We start from the raw sequence: 17,248 nt of genomic DNA, 5'->3' as shown, positions 1-17,248 counted from the left end.
GGGAGGCTTCCTGGCGGATGAATGCGCCATCGCGGCGCGCGGCGACGAGCAGGGATAAGCCCGCTCAGCCCCCCGCGCCGACCGGCAACCGCAGCGCGACCTCGAGCCCGCCGCCCTCGGCGTTCCTCGCCTCGACCTCGCCGCCGTGCAGCAGCACCGCCCGCTGGGTGATCGCCAGCCCGATCCCGGTGCCGCCCGCGCCGCGCGCCCGGTGATCGTCGACCCGGTAGAACGGCTTGAAGAGGTCCTCGAGCGCCTCCTCGGGGACGCCCGGTCCGCGATCGCGGACGCGCAGCTCGGCGAGGCCGCGGGCGCACGATAGGTCGATGCGGACCGTGGTGCCCGCCCCGGTGAAGCGCACCGCGTTGCGCACGACGTTCTCGATGGCGCGCCGGAGCAGCTCCTCGCTCCCGTCCAGGGAGCACGCGTCGCGCGCCCCGAGCTCGACCGAGCACCCCTGCTGCTCCGCCTCGAACGCGGCGTCGTCGACAAGCTGCTCCACCAGCGCGGTCAGATCCACCCGCTCGGTGCGCTCCATGCCCCGGCCCGACTCCAGCCGGCTCAGCGTGAGCAGCTCGCCGATCATCCCGTTGAGCCGCTCCGTTTCCCGCTCGATCCGATCGAACGCCGGCTCCACGTCCGGCGGGGAGCGGCGGCGGACGAGCTCCAGCGCGATGTTGAGCCGCGCGAGCGGCGACCTGAGCTCGTGCGAGACGTCACGGAGCAGCCGGCGCTGCGTCTCCAGGAGCTCCTCGATGCGCTCGGCCATGCGGTCCATGTCGCGCCCGAGCGCCAGCGTCTCGCCGTCGGCGCCCGCGAGCTGCTGCGCGACGCGGACCGAGAGATCGCCCGCGGCCATCTGCTGCGTGGCGCCGCGCAGGATGTGGATCGGACGTGACAGGTAGCGCGCGAGGAGCACCGCGACGAGCCCGGTCACGACCACGATCGCGAGGAGCCGGAGCGGCAAGGTCTCCGGCACGATGAAGAACATCCACGGCGACCGGACCGGACCCGTCGCGACCGCGGCAAAGGAAGGGTCGCGGCGCAGGACGACCGCGACGAGCTCCCGCTCGCTCACCTCGACCGCGATGCCGTCGGCCGAGCGCCTCGCCTGCTCCTCGACGCCTCGCGCTCCCTCGATGGGCTCGCCGCTCACGAGCGCGCCAGACCGGTAGACCGCGACGCGCAGATCCCGCGGCTCGATCGGCGCGAGGCGCTGCTCGCAGCCGGAGAGCCCGTCCCGCGCGCAGGAGAGCGCGCTCTCCGCGCGGAGCTCGACGCTGCGCGTGCTCAGGCGGCGGCGCAGCGAGCTCGACTCGGCGGAGAACGCCCAGCCGTGGATCCCCGCGAACAGGCCGACGAGGAGCGCCATCGCGATCCACAGCGAGACAAGGAGTCGCAGGAACAGGCTCTTCACGAGCGGCCTCCGTGGCCAAGGCGCCTCACGCGCCCTCCGTGGCCAACGCGCCTCACGAACGCCCTCCGAGGCAGGCGCCTCACGCGCCCTCCCGGGCCAGGATGTAGCCCGCGTTGCGGACCGTCTTGATGCGCTCGCCGCCGCTCGGACCGGGACCGAGCTTGCGGCGGAGGTTCGAGACATGCATGTCGATGCCGCGGTCGTATGCCGCGAGGCGGCGGCCGAGGACGCGCCGCGCGAGGTCCTCGCGCGAGACCACCGCCCCCGCCTGCCGGACCAGGACCTCGATCAGGTCGTACTCGGCCGTCGTGAGCCGGACCTCCTCGCCGCGAACCCGGACGCGCCGCGCGGCAGGGAACACCTCGAGATCGTCGACCGTGAGGACGCTCTGCGCCTCCGCAGCGCCCGGCCCCGGCGCGACCGCGTGGCCCGCGTGGGATGCGCGCCGGTGGAGCGCGCGCACGCGGGCGACGAGCTCGCGCGGGTTGAACGGCTTCGGCAGGTAGTCGTCGGCGCCCATCTCCAGGCCGACGATGCGGTCGACGTCCTCGCCCCGCGCGGTGAGCATCAGGACAGGGACCCGCGAGCTCCGACGGAGCCGCGTGAGCACCTCGAACCCGTTGAGTCCGGGCAGCATCACGTCGAGCACCACGAGGGTGAACGGCCCCTCCTGCGCGCGCGCGAGGCCGGAGATCGCGTCGCGCGCGCTCTCCACCGCGTAGCCCTCCTGACCGAGGAGCTCGGCCAGGAGCTCGCAGAGCTCGGCGTCGTCATCGATGACCAGGATATGAGGCGGATCCGCCATGTCGGGGACTGTAGCGCGGCCGCCGCGGCGCCGTGTAAGGCCTGGTCAAAAGGCTCTTGACGAATCTTTACACGAACCGGACACCTCTTGAGACACTGCACCCTAGCCTGGGCTCCATGACGCTCACTCGCTCCGTTCCCTTGCCGTGGCTGGCGTCCCTCGCCGTGATCGCCACGTGCTCGCTGAGCAGCGCGGCGCGCGCCGAGACGCTCACCGCCGAGCAGGCGGTCGGCCGCGCGGCCTCGCAGAACCCGTCGCTGCGCGCGGCCCTGCTCGAGGCCACCGCCGCGCGGCAGGCCGTCGCCGCCGAGCAAGGCGCCCGCAAGCCCACGCTCTCCGCCTCCGTGACCGGACAGTACACCGAGGCCTTACGCAACGGGGACGCCGGGGTCACGCGCTCGGGCAGCACCACCGTCGCGTCGAACGTGGCCCTCCGGTACACGACCGACATCGGGACGGGCCTCGAGGCGGGCGCGTCGGCGGACACGGCGTGGGGCTCGGGGGCCCGGAGCCCGGCGTACACCGCGGAGGCGTACGTCTCCGCGCGGCAGCCGCTCCTCCGGGGCGCCGGGACCGACGCGGTCCTCGCGCCGATCGTGCAGGCGGAGGCGTCGGCGATCGCCGCGGAGCGGGAGCGCGACCTCGCGGCCAGCCAGACAGCGCTCGACGTGCTCGATGCGTACTGGGAGCTCTGGTACGCGGAGCACGCGATCGGCGTGCAGGAGCAGGCGCTCGCCGCCGCGCAGCGGCAGCTGAACGACGCGAAGACCCGCGCCGAGACGCTCGGCACCGGCACGCGGGTGGACGTCCTCCAGTTCTCGACCTCGGCCGGGTCGATCGCGGACGCGCTGTCGCAGGCCCGCGCGACGCGCTCGGCGCGGGCCATCGCGCTCGGCCGCGCGCTCGGCATGGACCCGGGGAGGGCCGCGTCGCTCTCGCCGGCCGGCGCGCCGCCCTCCCTCGGGGCCCTCCCCGCGACCGACGCGTTGACCCGCGCCGCGCGCGAGCGGTCCCAGGAGCTCGCCGCCCTGCGCGCCGACCTCGAGGCGCAGCGCGCGCGGGTGAGCTCCGCGGAGGACGCCGACCAGGTAAAGCTCGACGTGTTCACGACCGCCTCCGTGGGCACGCTGTGGGTCGATGACCGCCTGCCGGGGCTCTCGCTCCCGGGCGGGCGGCCGGCGTTCAGCGTGCTGGGCGGGCTCGACCTCGAGCTGCCGTTCGGCGGGGGCCGGGCGCCCGCCGACGCGGCGCGCGCGCGCACGCAGCTCGCGATCGCGGAGGCGCGGTACCAGGCGCGCGCCGAGGCGATCGCGGCCGAGATCACCTCGCTGCGGGTGACCCTCGAGGCCGCCGCCGATCAGGTCGCGCTCGCCACGGAGACGGCCCGGCTGGCCGGCGAGCTGGCCGAGGCGGAGCGGCAGCGGCTCCTGCTCGGGACGTCGACGTCGGCCGACGTGGTGAAGGCGGAGCAGACGCTGCGGGAGGCGGAGCTCCGCAAGCTGCGGGCCGTGGTCACGGCGCTCACCTCGCGCTTCCAGCTCGATCACACCACGGGCGCGCTCCTCGATCGCTTCGCTTCGGTGCTCCCCAGGAGGTCGTCATGAACAGGAACAAGAAACGCTACCTGATGTCCGGCGTGGCCGCGGCGGTCATCGCGACGTTCGCGATCGGCGGTTACGCCTGGTATCAGACGCCCTCGAAGGCGCCCGCCGGCCCCACGGTCGAGATCCGCCGCGGGAGCCTGACCGAGACCGCCGCGGCGTCCGGGAAGATCGAGCCCGACATGCAGGTCGAGGTGAAGTCGCGCGCCGCGGGCCAGGTCATCGAGCTGCTCGTGAAGGAGGGCGACCACGTCGAGGCCGGGCAGCTCCTGGTCCGCCTCGATCCGATGGACGCGGAGCGCAAGCTCGCCGAGACGCGCGTGGCGCGCGACCGCGTGAAGGCCGACCTCGGCGCGGCGCAGGCGTCGCTCGCGGCCGCCGATCTCGAGCGCAAGAACAACGAGGTGAGCCAGCAGATCGCCGAGAGGAGCGCCGAGCTCGGCCTGGGCTCGACCGACACCGCCCGCTCGGCGGCGCACTCGACCAAGGTCGCGGGCGCCAACATGACGCTGCGGCGCGCGCAGGTGACCGCGGCTCAGGCGCAGCTCAAGCAGGCCGAGCTCGCGGTGCAGGACGCCGAGACGCGGGTGAAGGAGATGCAGATCTACGCGCCGATCGCCGGCACGGTGCTCGACGTGGCGGTGGAGAAGGGCACGCTCGTCTCGTCGGCGCTCACCAACGTGAGCGGCGGGAGCGCCGTGATGACGCTCGCCGACCTGTCGGACCTGCGCATCGTCGGCGCCATCGACGAGGCGCAGATCGGCCGCGTGGCCCCCGGCCAGCGGGTCGATATCCGCGTCGACGCCTACGGGGACCGGGTGTTCCAGGGCGTCGTCGATCGCGTGAGCCCGCTCGGCAAGGAGGTGTCGAGCGTCGTGACCTTCGACGTCGAGATCGTCGTCAACGACAAGAAGGCGTCGCTGCTCCGGTCGGGGATGAGCGCCGACGTGGAGATCGTGACGGCGGAGCAGAAGGACGTGCTGCTCGTGCCGCTCCTGGCCGTGCAGTCGGCGGGCAAGCGGCGGTTCGTGCGGCTCACGAGCGGCGAGGAGCGGCCGATCAAGACCGGGGCGACCGACGGGACGCACATGGTCGTGATCGAGGGGCTGAGCGAGGGCGACGACGTCCTCGCGAGCGCGCCCGTCACGGGCGCGCCGGGGCCGCAGCAAGGGCAGGGGCAGCGGGGCGGGCAGAACCCGATGCGCGGGATGGGCATGGGCATGGGCTCGCGAGGAGGCCGCTGAGATGGACGTCCCGGTCTTCGTGAGCGGTCTCTCCAAGGTGTACCACGCCGATCGCGAGGACCTCGCGGTGCGGGCGGTCGACCAAATCGGCTTCGAGGTGCGCCGCGGCGAGTCGGTCGCGATCATCGGGCCGTCCGGGTGCGGGAAGTCGAGCCTGCTGAACATCCTCGGGTGCCTCGACCGGCCGACGGAGGGCACGTACCGGCTCGGGGGGCGCGACGTGGCGGAGCTCGACGACGACGAGCTCGCGGCGCTCAGGAACCGGCACATCGGGTTCGTGTTCCAGAGCTTCAACCTGCTGCCGCGGATGACGGCGGCGGAGAACGTCGAGCTGCCGCTCCTCTACGGGGCGGTCAAGGACAGCTGGGCGCTCGCGGAGAGCGCGCTCGCGCGCGTCGGGCTCGCCGCGCGCGCGCGGCACCTGCCGTCGGAGCTCTCGGGCGGGCAGCGGCAGCGCGTCGCGATCGCCCGGGCGATCGTGACGCGGCCGTCGATCCTCCTGTGCGACGAGCCGACGGGCGCGCTCGACAGCCGGACGGGGCGGGACGTGCTGGAGCTCTTGATGTCGCTGAACGCGGACGGGACGACGCTCCTCATGGTGACCCACGATCTCGGCGTGGCGCGGTCGCTCGCGCGCGCCATCCACATGAAGGACGGCCGGATCGTGGCCGACGGCCCGTCGGGCACGGTGGTGTCGGCGTTCCACGCGAGCGAGATGGAGTCGGCATGCTGATCAAGGAGACCGCGAAGAGCGCGTGGCGGTCGCTCGCGTCGAACCGCATGCGCACGCTGCTGACGATGCTCGGCATGATCATCGGGACCGCCGCGGTCGTGGCGGTGCTCGGCATCGGCGAGGGCGCGCGCAGCAGCGTGGAGGGGCGGATCCGGTCGCTCGGCGCGAACCTGCTGATGGTGCGCCCCGGGTCGGCGTCCGCGAGCGGGGTGCGCTCCGGGACGGTCAAGACGCTGACGGAGGGCGACGCCGAGGCGCTGAAGGGGCTCGACGGCGTGGCGGCGGTCGCGCCGGAGCGGAGCGGCAGCGCGCAGCTCCGGTACATGGCGAGCAACCTGAACGCGTCCGTGACCGGGATCACGCCGGCGTACCTCGAGGTCCGCTCGCTCGCGGTGGCGAGCGGCGTCGCGTTCTCCGATCTCGACGAGCAGCAGCGCGCGCGCGTTGTGGTCCTCGGCGCGAACGTGGCGCGGCAGCTGTACGGGGGCAACGCGAGCGGCTCGCCGCTCGGCACGCGCCTCCAGATCAACGGGAACGCGTTCCGGGTGGTCGGGGTGCTCGCCGAGAAGGGCTCCGGGATGGGCTCGCCGGACGACGGGGTGTTCGTGCCGATGTCGACGCACCGGTCGGTCTTGTTCGGGCAGGACCACCTGTCGACGATCTCGCTCCAGCTCGCGAGCGAGGATCGGTCCGATGTGGTGATCGCGCAGCTCGATCAGCTCCTCCGGCTGCGCCACCGGCTGCGCGCGGATCAGGCGAGCGATTTCGAGGTGCGGTCGCAGGCCGAGATGCTGGCGACGATGGGGCAGATCACGGGCACCTTCACGACGCTGCTCGGCAGCGTGGCGGCGGTGTCGCTGATCGTGGGCGGCATCGGGATCATGAACATCATGCTGGTGTCGGTCCGGGAGCGCACCCGCGAGATCGGCGTGCGCATGGCGGTCGGGGCGCGGCGGCGGGACATCCTGCGGCAGTTCCTCGTCGAGGCCGTCGTTGTGTCGCTCGCGGGCGGCGTGGCCGGCGTGGGCCTCGGGTATGCGGCGGCGGTGCTGCTGTCGCGGTTCGGGGAATGGGCGACCATCGTGCCGCCGTATGCCGTCGGTCTGGCGCTCGGGGTGTCGATCCTGATCGGGATCACGTTCGGCGTGGGGCCGGCCCGGCGCGCGGCGCGGCTCGATCCGGTGGAGGCGCTGCGGTTCGAGTGAGCCCGGGCTGCGGGCGGGACTGTCTCGCATGGAGACGAGGGTTGGTCCTGAAGGTGGTTGTCTCGCCGTGAACCACAGATGAGCTCGCCGAGCTCACGTGATGGTCGCGGTGGATTTCGAGGCGCTTCCGTTTGACACGGTGTGGCAGCCAGCCCCCGTAGCGCCGAGAGGCAGCGTGGCCCTGATCCCGCCAGCGCTTTTCAGGTACCCGCCCGCCGTCGGCCCGCTATCCTGTCCGGGGCATGTCGGCCCTGCTGCAGAACGAGTACCTGACGGTCACGCTCGATCAGGAGCGCTCGGTCGTCCGTAGCACCCGTTCCGAGGTCCCGTATGCCTCCCCCGACGAGTTCATCCGGGTCCACACCGAGGCGCTGCAGGTCTACGAGTCGCTCGAGCGCGCGAGCCTCGGCCACCTCGTGGATATCCGCCGGCCCGCCATGAACAACGATCCGGCGTTCGAGGCCGCGACGATGCGCACCCGCAGCATGATCTGCCAGGAGTTCGCCGCCGTCGCCGTCGTGGTGCGGACGGCGGTCGGCGCCTTGCAGGTGACCCGGCTCCTGCGTGAGGAGAATAACGACAACGTCGTCGTGTTTCACGACGACGACGACGCGATGGGATATCTCCTCCAGGAGCTCGGGAAGCTGGTGCGCCGCTCCAGCGCGCCGCCGGGCGGCCGATCCCGGAGCTCCCGACCGTCGGCGCGCCCCGCCAGGGTGCGCTGAGCCGCGCAGCCCGCCAGGGTGCGCTGATCCCGCGCACCCCCGATGACCCGACGGCCACTCGGGCTCCCGGTCGAGGGCGCCCGCGTCGCCGCTTCTCGTGAGCGCGCCCTTCGCCTAGCATCGGGGGATGCGCACGTGCTCGCGCTGCGGCCTCCTGATCGACGCAGAGGGGCGCTGTTCTCCCGGGTGCACAGGCCCGCTCGCCACCGTGCGCTGCGGCGGCTGCTACCAGCTGAACCGGCCCGACGCGGAGCGCTGCGACGGCTGCGAGCACGAGCTCGGCCTGGAGCCGATCGCGGAGCCGGACGCGCTCCGCTGCTCCGATTGCGACGAGCCCTTCTCGGCGTTCCGCGCCGCGACAGGCCTGCTGCGCGACTGCCGTCGATGCGGCGGCCAGCTCGTCGACCACGCGCTCCTGCGAGACCTCCTGGAGAGCCGGGAGAGCTACGGCACGAGCGCGCCGAGGCCGCCGCGGCGCCCGGAGCCGGTCGACGTCCGCGTGCGCTACATCCGCTGCCCGGCGTGCCGCCAGCCGATGAACCGCAAGAACTTCGCCGGCAAGAGCGGCATCATCGTCGACATTTGCAGGGAGCACGGCACCTGGTTCGACCGGGGTGAGCTCCCGCTGCTCCTCGCCTTCGCCGCGTCGGGCGGCACCGCGAGGGCGCGGCAGCAGCAGCTCGAGGACGAGGAGCGCTCGCGCCGGCAGGCGGAGATCGCCAGGGACACGGCGAAACGGGCGAGCGCCGTCGTGACCGCCTCGACCTGGGAAGGCCGGCGAGCCCGGCGGCTCGCGGTGGAAGAGCTGCTCGAGCTGCTATGGCAGATCACCCGCTGAGCGGGCGCCAGGGCGCCCGCAACGGGCAGCAGGCGGCGAAGAGCGGACAACGGACGATACGGCCGCACACGCCCGGAGCGCCGCCGGTGCCGCGCTACAACTCTTCTCCGGGGCATAACACCAATTAACAGTCCAGCGTGCGTGTCGCGTGCAGCGCTGCGCGGAACCCTCGGAGACTCGCGCGATCGTGTCGGACAAGCTCGTACCGAGGAACGGCTCCTGGTGGGGCGGGTACAACTCGGCGAGGAACCATGGCTGGGACTGGGGCCTCGCGATCAAGGACTTCGAGCAGAAGGCCGGCCGCAAGCTCGACATCGTGTACCGCTACCACGACTGGGGCACCACCGATAACGGCGTGTTCCCGGACAGGTTCGAGACGGCGCAGATGAGGGAAGGATATCTCGTCCACCTGTCGTGGGAGACGCGCCGCTACTCGGCGGGCCAGAACGTCACGTGGACCGAGATCGCGAACGGCTCGCAGGACGCCGTCATCCGGGCGGCCGCGGAGCGCGTCAAGAACGCGCCCGGCAAAGCTCATGATCGCCTTCGAGCACGAGATGGACAACACCGACATGCACAGCGCAGATGGTCCGGACGCCGATTACGTCGCCGCGTACCGGCGCGTCGTCGACCTGTTCCGCGAGGCGGGGCGCGACGCGTACGTGAACCAGCCGCACGAGTGAAGCTACGTGCAGGACGGCCGAGGGCGTCGTATGACGTGTCGCCACGACATGACGTCCTTCGACCAGCGCCTGTCGGCCCTCGAGCTGTCCATCCTGCCGGCGTGGGTCTACGACCACGACCGGTACCGCTTCCCCTGGGCCAACGCGAAGGCCCTCCAGTTCTGGCGCGCGCTGGATCATGCCGAGCTGTACTCCCGCGATCTCTCGGACCTGTCACCCGCCGTCCGCGCGCGGCTCGACGGCTACCTCCGCGTCCTCGCGGAGGGCGGCACCGTCGTGGAGGACTGGACGCTCTATCCGCGCGGGACGCCCGCGTCGCGCAGCGGGCGTCCCACGTGGTCCTCGACGTCACCGGCGCGGACGCGCTCGATCCGGACGGCGCCGCCGCCCTGGAGCAGCTGGCGCGCGCGATCCAGCTGCTCGGCTCCAGGCCGATCCTCAGCGGCGTCCGCCCGGAGGTCGCCCGCGCGCTTGTCGACGTCGACCTCGGCGAGGACCTGCTCGTCCTGCGCAGCCTCGGCCGCGGCCTGGAGGTCAGCCGCAGGCGCGCCGCGGGGAGGCGGCGGGGTCATCCTCCGCAGGCGTGCCGCGGCGAGGCGGCGGGTCTAGAAGACGGCGCATGCCCAACGCCACCCAGATCGGCATCCCCACGCTGGTGCGCATCAAGCCCGGGGCGCTTCCGCGCAGCGGGCTCTACCTCTCCCGCGCGGCGCGCCGCCACGTCCTGCTGCTGTCGAGCGTGGGGACGCCCCCCGCCATCGAGGCGGCGATGCGCGAGGGGCTGAACGAGCAGGCGATCGAGGTCGTGGCGCAGCGCGAGGTCAGCTCGGCCAGCTTCGAGGAGGCCTCGGCGCTCCTGCCCGCGCTCCCGGCGCGCTGCGACGCGATCGTCGGGCTCGGCGGCGGCCGCGCCCTCGACACGGCCAAGTACCTCGCGTTCCTCGCCAGGCTGCCGTTCCTCGCCGTGCCCACGTCGCTCTCGAACGACGGCTTCTGCAGCCCCTCGGCCAGCCTCACGATCGGCGGCAGGCGCCGCTCGCTCCCCTGCGCCGTCCCGTTCGGCGTGGTGGTCGACACCGACGTCTGCCTGCGCGCGCCGGAGATCCTCTGGCTCTCCGGCGTGGGCGACCTCGTGGCCAAGGTGACGGCGGTGCGCGACTGGAAGCTCGCGTTCCACGCGCGCGGCGAGCCGGTCAACGACTTCGCCGCCCTGCTCTCGGACGCGACCGTGTTCCAGTTCATGGCGCGCCCCCGGCGCGACCTCGAGGGCATGCGCCTGCTCGCGACGGCGCTCATGCTGAACGGCATCGCCATGGAGATCGCGGGGTCGTCCCGGCCGGCGAGCGGCAGCGAGCACCTCATCTCGCACGCGCTGGACCAGACCTCCAGCCGGCCGCGGCTCCACGGCCTGCAGGTCGGCACGGCCGCCTACGTCGTGAGCCAGCTCCAGGGGCGAGACACGGACCACATCGCCGCCGTCCTCGACGCGACCGGCTTCTGGGGCGCGATCCGGGCCGACCCGTTCTCGCTCGACGAGTGGCGCGAGGCGGTCCGCGTCGCGCCGGAGATCAAGCCCGGCTACTACACGATCCTCTCCGCCCGCGACTGCGCGCCGGAGGTCGAGGCGATCCTCCGGACCGATCCGCGCCTGAAGGGGTGCTTCGAATGAAGCAGCGGCACGAGGGACGGACGATGAGGCGTCGGCCCTCACTCCGCGCCGGCCAGGAGGGGCTCCGCCAGCTTCGGAGGAAGGCTCGCGCGTGAGGGGGGGCGCGCCTTCGGGCCCTCGCCCGACGCGAGGATCGTCTGGAGCAGCGCGCCGGTGAGGCGACCGACCTCCGGGAGCTCTCGCGGGCGCGGCCGCGGCAGGTCGACCGTGACGCTCTCCACGATGCGGCCCTCGTCGAACACGAGCACGCGGTCGCCCAGCAGGACCGCCTCCTGGACGTCGTGGGTCACCAGGATGGCCGTGAAGCCGTGCTGGGCCCACAGCGACTCGACGAGGCGCTGCGCCCCGATCCGCGTGAGGGCGTCGAGCGCCCCGAACGGCTCGTCGAGGAGCAGGACCCTGGGCTCGTGCACGAGCGCGCGCGCGAGGGCGACCCGCTGCCGCTGGCCGCCCGAGAGCACGCCGGGGTAGTCGTCCTGCCGCTCGAGGAGGCCGACCTGGGCGAGGACGTCGCGCGCGCGGGCGCGGCGCGCCGCCGGCAGGCCGATGCAGACGTTCTGGAGGACGGTGCGCCACGGCATCAGCCGGGGCTCCTGGAAGACGACGCGCACGGCCGCGCCGCCGGCGCCTCCTTCCGCCGCCTCGATGCGCGCCGCGCCGTCCGTGGGCTGCTCCAGGCCGCACAGGAGGCGGAGCAGGGTGCTCTTGCCCGACCCGCTCCGCCCGACGATGGTCAGGAGCTCGCCAGGGCGGACGTCGAGATCGAGGCCCGAGAGGACAGGCCTGTCGTCGAACCGCTTCTCGAGCCGCTCGAGGACGACCCGCGCGCCCTTCGCGCGATCGTCCGGTACGCGCACGCTCATGGTGTCACCCCGCGTCCATGCGTTGCAATCGAGGCTGCCAGGGCAGCAGCTGGCGCTCGGCCCAGCGCGCGAGGGAGTCGGCCAGCTTGCCGAGGAGCGCCCAGAGCACGATCGTGAGCACGAGCAGGTCCATCTGCATGAACTCCCGCGCGTTCATCGCGACGTACCCGAGGCCCCTGTTCGCGCCGATCGTCTCGGCGACGATCAGCACGAGCCACGAGAGCCCGAGCGCGAAGCGGAGGCCCACCAGGATCGAGGGGAGCGCGCCGGGGAGGATGACCTCGCGGTAGAGCGCGAGCCCCCGGACGTCGTAGACGCGCGCCATCTCGATGATGTGCGGGTCGACGCTGCGCACGCCGTGGAAGGTGTTCAGGTAGACGGGGAAGAGGACCGTCACCGCGACCATGAAGAGCTTGGCCGTCTCGCCCAGGCCGAACCACAGGATGACGAGCGGCACGAGCGCCAGCGCGGGGATGGCGCGGAGCATCTGGAGGGGCCCGTCGACCACGAGCTGGAGCGCGCGCGAGAGCCCGGTGCAAAGGCCCAGCACCAGCCCGACGCCGGCGCCGATCACGAGCCCGCCGAGCGCGCGCAGCGCGCTGACACCGAGGTGCGTCGGCAGGTCGCCGCTCCTCGTGGCGTGGACCGCGGCCAGCACCACCTCCGAGGGCGACGGCAGCAGGCTCTTCGGGATGACCTGCAGCCGGCAGAGGGCCTCCCAGACGATCACCAGCGCGAGCGGGGCGATCCAGGGGGCGAGGGCGCGGCCGAGCGCGCGCGGCGCGCGGCGGCCCGTCGAGGCGGCGGCCGTCATCGGACGGCTCCGCGGGCGGGCGCCGACAGGAACGCGTCCCCCACGCGGACGTCGCGCGGGATGATCGCGAGCTTGTGGAGCGTGTCGGCGATGTCCTGCTGCTTCTTCAGGATCTCGGGCGTGATCGGCAGGATGCCGAACGAGCGCCGGCGCTCGGCGGTGAGGAACGCCCCGTAGTCGACGCCCGACGACGTCGCGAGGATCTGCGCGGCCTCCTCCGTGTGGTCGCGCTCCCAGTCGCTCAGGACGCGGTACTCGTCGAGCACGGTCTGCAGGAGCTCCGGGTGCTTCTCGGCGAACTCGCGCCGGGCGACGTAAAAGAGGTGGTTGTCGACGAGCCCCTCGCCGCTCTGGAGGATGCGCGCGCCGGCGGTCTCCGCCGCCGCCAGGAACGGGTCCCAGATCACCCAGGCGTCGATCTGGCCGCTCTCGAAGGCGCTCCGCGCGTCCGCCGGCGCGAGGAACGAGATCTGGAGGTCGTCGAGCGTCAGTCCGGCGCCCTCGACGGCCCGGATCAGCAGGTAATGCACGTTGGAGCCGCGGTTGACCGCGACGCGCTTGCCCTTCAGGCCGGCGACGCTGGTGATCGGAGAGCCCTTCGGCACGACGATCGCCTCGGCCTTCGGGGCCGGAGGGTCGGTGGCGACGTACACGAAGGGCACGCCGCCCGCCTGCGCGAAGACGGGCGGCGTCTCGCCGACATGGCCGATGTCCACGGCGCCGGCGCGCATGGCCTCGAGCAGCGGAGGCCCGGCGTGGAACTCGACCCACTCGGCGCGGGCGTTCTTCGCCTCGAGCGCCTTCTTCAGGCGGTCGGCGCGGCCCTTGAGGAGATAGGGGGTGCCGATCTTCTGGTACCCGAGGCGGACGACCCCCGCCTCGCGCCTGTCCTGCGCCGGCGCCGGAGAGGCGGGATCGCTTGCGATCGTGGCACCCGGCTCACCGCCGCCGCGGTCGCAGCCGGACAGGACGCACGCCAGTACAGCGCATCCAAGCAGCCCGGAGCGGATCCTCGTGAAGGGGGTGTGGCTGATCATGGAGGGTTCTCCGGACGCCCTGCGGCTCGCCAGGGACAGCGCTGGTTGGTTCCAGGTACACAGGAACTGGCGAGCGGATCGCGCCAGCAGGCAACCGCAGGCTCCTGGCAGCCGCCGTGCCACGCAGGATCCCTGTGGTTTCGCGCGGTTACAGAGGCCGCTCCCCGGCGGTGACCGGCGGGGGCTGCTGCAACAGCAGCACGCGATCAGCAGTCGGTGCTGCTGGAACCGCAGCGATACGTCGGATGCACGGCCTCGTGTGCCGCGACGGCGGCGTGCGCGGGGACCGTGTTCCGCAGGATCACGCCGGGACCTCGTGGCTCTACCGGCGGCGCTCGCGCGCGCCGGGCGCCGGTGGGGCGCCTCGCTTTTGAGGTGCGAGAGGGGACGGGCCCTGCCATAAGGCACCGCCATGACGGTGGAAATCCAAGGAAAGTGGGCGCTGGTGACCGGCGCGAGCCGGGGTATCGGAAAGCAGATCGCGCGCGGCCTCGCGGGGCTCGGCTGCAACCTGGTCCTGCACAGCCGCGACGCGGCGCACACGCGGGAGCTCGAGGGCGAGCTCGCCGGCAAGGGGATCCGGGTGAGCGCCGTCTCAGGCGAGCTGTCGGATCAGGCGGCGGTCGACCGGATGCTGGACGGCGCGATCGCCGCGTCGGGCGGGATCGACATCCTGTTCAACAACGCTGCCATCATGACACCTTTCCGCACCTCGACCCTGGAGACGCCGGCGGAGGATTACCGGCTCAGCTTCGAGGTGAACGTCATCAGCCCGATCCGGATCACCTACCGGCTGCTGCCGACGATGCTGGAGCGCCGCTGGGGGCGAATCATCCAGGTGACCTCCGGGATCCAGGACCAGCCGGAGCTCATGGCCTATGCCGCGTCGAAGGCCGCGCTCGACAAGTTCGTGCGCGACACGGTCCCTTCGCTGCGCGGCACAGGCGTGCTGATGAACCTCCTCGACCCGGGCTGGCTGCGGACCGATCTCGGCGGGCCCAGGGCGCCGAACGACGTCGAGTCCGTCCTGCCCGGCGCGCTCGTCCCGGCGCTTGTCGACGGCGAGGTCCACGGGGTGTTCTTCCGCGCCCAGGACTACGCGCGCCCCGCCGCGCGCTGAGGCGCCTCGAGCGTCTCTCGACCCAGTGTTCCGTCTCGGGGCCGCGCCAGCAGGAGCGATTGGTTCGCGCTCGTGATGCGTGTGTTGCTAAAGTAGTTGGAGTGAAAGCGATCTCGGACCCCCAGGCGGAGACGAGACGTCGCGCGGTAGGCGATGCAGAGAGCGCTTCGCCGGCGTGCACGACGGTGGTCAACACGCGGCCATCGCGGTGGCGACCCTTGTATGCGTTCTTGCCGGTGCTGGCCTGCGCGTGCTCGCTGGAGGGGTTGTCCGCGGCGTGGGACACGTCGTCGGCCTCCGCGGGAGGGTCGGGCGTGTCCAGCGGCGGGGGCGGCGCGACGGGCGGCGGGGAAGCGACGGGCGGCGGGGAAGCGACGGGCGGCGGGGGAGCGACGGGCGACGTGCTCAAGCTCGAGGCCGAGGCCTGTGAGCTCACTGGCAGCTTCATCAAGGTGGAAGACGAGCTGGCGGACGGCGGGTATTACGTGGTCGTCCCCGAGGTGGCGGGATGCGACGACGACCGGGTCAGCTGCTCGTTCAAGATCAGCGAGGCCGGCACCTATCAGATCAAGGTCAGGGTCGCCGCGGGGCCGAACGAGAGCACGGACAACTCGTTCCTGGTCCGCGTGGACCAGGCGCCGCCGCCGGGGTACCAGTACAACTTCATCGGCACCGATTTTCACCTCGATTACGTCAACGACTCGGACGCCGAAAAAGGAACGATGCTCACCTTCGCGCTCGAGCCTGGGAGTCACCTCGTCTCGTTCGCGTGCCGCGAGGACGGGTCCAGGCTCGACTGGGTCGAGCTCGTTCGAATCGGCCCCTGAGCCCACCACGGGCCGCGGCGGCGAGCCCGGCGACGCCGAGTCGCTCGAGCTCGCGCAGGCGGCCCACCGCGCCGAGGTCGACGACGCGGTGCTTCACGTGTCCACAGTGTCAATCTGCGGTTGACACCCCCCGGTTGCGGCGCCGCGGTTGCCCGTCGGGGGAGGGGAAGCGCGCTGCGGCTGTCCCCGCGGAGATCGCCATGGAAGGCCGGGAGCCGGGCGGCTTCGGACCGTCATGCGCTGGTGGCACATGCGTTGCTGTGGAGCTCCCGGGAACGGCCCGTGCGCTGTCCGGCTTCTCCACCCGCATCGCGCGAGCTGCTTGGCTCATCACGGAAAGGGTACTTGCTCATGAAGTGCGAATCTCGAGTCGCTTGGGCTGCGCTGATCGCGCTCGGCATCGCCGGCATCTCGGTGGTCGGGTGCGGCTCGGAAACGTCGGATCCGGAAGAGAATGAGGGCCAGCCGACGAGCAGCGGGAGCGGCGGCTCCACCACGAGCGCCAGCACCGGCGGGACCGGTGCCGGCAGCGGTGAGGGCGGCTCCAGCAGCGGTGAGGGCGGCTCCAGCAGCGGAGAAGGCGGCTCTAGCAGCGGTGAGGGCGGTTCCAGCAGCGGAGAAGGCGGCTCCAGCAGCGGAGAGGGCGGCTCCAGCAGCGGAGAAGGCGGCTCCAGCAGCGGCACGGGTGGCAGCAGCCCCGGCGGCGTCGACTTCAGGCTCTACGGCTACGCCACGACCGGCGACGGCACCACCGGCGGCAAGGGCGGAGAGGTCGTCTCCGTGAGCTCGCTCGACGCCCTGAGGACCGAGGCGGCCAGGGACGGCGCGCGGATCATCCAGATCACCGGCAAGATCAGCGGCAGCGGCGACGACGTGCGCGTCGCATCCGACAAGACCATCGTGGGGGTCGGGTCGAGCGGAGAGCTGCAGGGGATCGGGATCAACCTGAGGAGAGCCTCCAACATCATCCTCCGCAACCTGAAGATCCACCACGTGCTGGCCAGCAGCGGCAACGGCGACGGCATCCACATGGACGAGAGCCACAACGTCTGGATCGACCACTGCGAGCTCTGGGCCGACTCTACCGCCGTGAACTCGGACAAGGACAAGTACGACGGCCTGATCGACGCCACCCACGAGTCCTCGAATATCACGATCTCGTGGAGCTACCTGCACGACCACTGGAAGGGCATGCTGGTCGGCTCGTCGGACAAAGACGACAGCGATCGCCGCATCACCCTCCATCACAACCGCTTCAGCAACGTGAACTCCCGCCTCCCGAGCTACCGCGGCGGCAACGGCCACATCTTCAACAACTACTTCGAGAACGTCCCCACGTCCGGGGTGAACTCGCGCGTCGGCGCCTGTCTGCGCGTCGAAGGCAACCACTTCTACAAGGTCAAGAACCCCATCACCACGCTGGACAGCGCGGCCGGCGGCACGCATCGCATCGACAACGTGTTCGAGGAGACGACCGGGACGCAGACGTCCGGCGCAGACTGCTCCTGGACCGCTCCGTACGCGTATCCGCTCGACCGCGCGGCCGACGTCAAGGCCATCGTCCTGGAGCACGCGGGCGTCGGCAAGACGGATCCCCTCGAGAACCTGCCCTGACGCGGCTGGCGAAGGGGATCGTCGAGGTCCGCTCCGGCACGGCTCAAGGAAAA

The 17,248-nt window shown here is 72.2% G+C and carries 16 protein-coding genes and 1 pseudogene; 12 read left to right on the top strand and 5 right to left on the bottom strand.

Going from position 1 to position 17,248, the window contains the following annotated elements:
• Nucleotides 1-64 precede the first annotated feature (64 nt).
• The gene (locus tag WMF17_RS24865; RefSeq protein WP_437595614.1) at nucleotides 65-1,417 is read right to left on the bottom strand and encodes a sensor histidine kinase; all 1,353 of its coding nucleotides are present in this window, start codon (nucleotides 1,415-1,417) and stop codon (nucleotides 65-67) included.
• Nucleotides 1,418-1,496: 79 nt separating this feature from the next.
• On the bottom strand, nucleotides 1,497-2,222 hold the full coding sequence (locus WMF17_RS24860; protein WP_437643596.1) for a response regulator transcription factor: 726 nt from the start codon (nucleotides 2,220-2,222) through the stop codon (nucleotides 1,497-1,499).
• 116 nt (nucleotides 2,223-2,338) lie between these two features.
• On the opposite strand from WMF17_RS24860, the gene WMF17_RS24855 reads away from it, so the two are divergent.
• From WMF17_RS24855 to WMF17_RS24815, 9 genes and pseudogenes are all read left to right on the top strand, one after another.
• Nucleotides 2,339-3,826 carry a TolC family protein gene (locus tag WMF17_RS24855; protein ID WP_437595612.1) on the top strand — a complete coding sequence of 496 codons (1,488 nt, stop codon included), beginning with the start codon at nucleotides 2,339-2,341 and terminating at the stop codon, nucleotides 3,824-3,826.
• Nucleotides 3,823-5,067, top strand: coding sequence for an efflux RND transporter periplasmic adaptor subunit (locus tag WMF17_RS24850; RefSeq protein WP_437643594.1), 1,245 nt, complete (start codon nucleotides 3,823-3,825; stop codon nucleotides 5,065-5,067). Before WMF17_RS24855 ends, WMF17_RS24850 begins: the two co-directional genes overlap by 4 nt.
• A 1-nt stretch (nucleotide 5,068) precedes the next feature.
• Complete coding sequence (locus tag WMF17_RS24845) at nucleotides 5,069-5,800, top strand: ABC transporter ATP-binding protein (RefSeq protein ID WP_437643592.1); 732 nt, start codon at nucleotides 5,069-5,071, stop codon at nucleotides 5,798-5,800.
• A complete protein-coding gene (locus WMF17_RS24840) occupies nucleotides 5,794-7,005 on the top strand; it encodes an ABC transporter permease (RefSeq protein ID WP_437643590.1) in 1,212 nt (403 codons plus the stop codon). The genes WMF17_RS24845 and WMF17_RS24840 overlap by 7 nt, the downstream gene beginning before the upstream one ends.
• 242 nt (nucleotides 7,006-7,247) lie before the next feature.
• Complete coding sequence (locus WMF17_RS24835) at nucleotides 7,248-7,730, top strand: hypothetical protein (RefSeq protein WP_437595608.1); 483 nt, start codon at nucleotides 7,248-7,250, stop codon at nucleotides 7,728-7,730.
• Between the two features lie 127 nt (nucleotides 7,731-7,857).
• Entirely contained in the window at nucleotides 7,858-8,568 is a 711-nt protein-coding gene (locus WMF17_RS24830) for a zf-TFIIB domain-containing protein (protein WP_437595607.1), read from the top strand.
• Nucleotides 8,569-9,104: 536 nt separating this feature from the next.
• Nucleotides 9,105-9,251 carry a hypothetical protein gene (locus tag WMF17_RS24825; RefSeq protein WP_437643588.1) on the top strand — a complete coding sequence of 49 codons (147 nt, stop codon included), beginning with the start codon at nucleotides 9,105-9,107 and terminating at the stop codon, nucleotides 9,249-9,251.
• Nucleotides 9,248-9,685, top strand: a pseudogene (locus WMF17_RS24820) (hypothetical protein); the annotation flags it as partial. The gene WMF17_RS24825 and the pseudogene WMF17_RS24820, both read left to right, overlap by 4 nt.
• A 185-nt stretch (nucleotides 9,686-9,870) precedes the next feature.
• Entirely contained in the window at nucleotides 9,871-10,920 is a 1,050-nt protein-coding gene (locus WMF17_RS24815) for an iron-containing alcohol dehydrogenase family protein (protein WP_437595605.1), read from the top strand.
• 38 nt (nucleotides 10,921-10,958) lie between these two features.
• Here WMF17_RS24815 and WMF17_RS24810 read toward each other — a convergent pair whose 3' ends face one another.
• From WMF17_RS24810 to WMF17_RS24800, 3 genes are read right to left on the bottom strand one after another with little or no spacing between them, the layout of a single operon-like run.
• Entirely contained in the window at nucleotides 10,959-11,783 is an 825-nt protein-coding gene (locus WMF17_RS24810; RefSeq protein ID WP_437573325.1) for an ABC transporter ATP-binding protein, read from the bottom strand.
• A 4-nt stretch (nucleotides 11,784-11,787) separates the two neighbouring features.
• Nucleotides 11,788-12,597: an ABC transporter permease subunit gene (locus tag WMF17_RS24805; protein WP_437573324.1), complete on the bottom strand. Its 810-nt coding sequence runs from the start codon at nucleotides 12,595-12,597 to the stop codon at nucleotides 11,788-11,790.
• Nucleotides 12,594-13,634, bottom strand: coding sequence for a sulfonate ABC transporter substrate-binding protein (locus tag WMF17_RS24800; RefSeq protein ID WP_437643587.1), 1,041 nt, complete (start codon nucleotides 13,632-13,634; stop codon nucleotides 12,594-12,596). Before WMF17_RS24800 ends, WMF17_RS24805 begins: the two co-directional genes overlap by 4 nt.
• Nucleotides 13,635-14,046: 412 nt before the next feature.
• Between WMF17_RS24800 and WMF17_RS24795 the strand changes: the two genes are divergently transcribed.
• The 3 genes from WMF17_RS24795 to WMF17_RS24785 all read left to right on the top strand — a co-directional run bounded on the left by WMF17_RS24795 (nucleotide 14,047) and on the right by WMF17_RS24785 (nucleotide 17,195).
• Nucleotides 14,047-14,754 carry an SDR family NAD(P)-dependent oxidoreductase gene (locus WMF17_RS24795; RefSeq protein WP_437475935.1) on the top strand — a complete coding sequence of 236 codons (708 nt, stop codon included), beginning with the start codon at nucleotides 14,047-14,049 and terminating at the stop codon, nucleotides 14,752-14,754.
• Between the two features lie 101 nt (nucleotides 14,755-14,855).
• The gene (locus WMF17_RS24790) at nucleotides 14,856-15,581 is read left to right on the top strand and encodes a hypothetical protein (protein WP_437643585.1); all 726 of its coding nucleotides are present in this window, start codon (nucleotides 14,856-14,858) and stop codon (nucleotides 15,579-15,581) included.
• A gap of 351 nt (nucleotides 15,582-15,932) precedes the next feature.
• Nucleotides 15,933-17,195, top strand: a complete 1,263-nt coding sequence (locus WMF17_RS24785) for a pectate lyase family protein (protein WP_437643583.1) — start codon at nucleotides 15,933-15,935, stop codon at nucleotides 17,193-17,195.
• Nucleotides 17,196-17,248: the final 53 nt, after the last annotated feature.

This window comes from Sorangium sp. So ce362 (genome assembly GCF_051519845.1).
GTDB lineage: Bacteria > Myxococcota_A > Polyangia > Polyangiales > Polyangiaceae > Sorangium.
The sequence above is the reverse complement of the archived record's forward strand: the minus strand, read 5'-3'. Positions and strand labels throughout refer to the sequence as shown.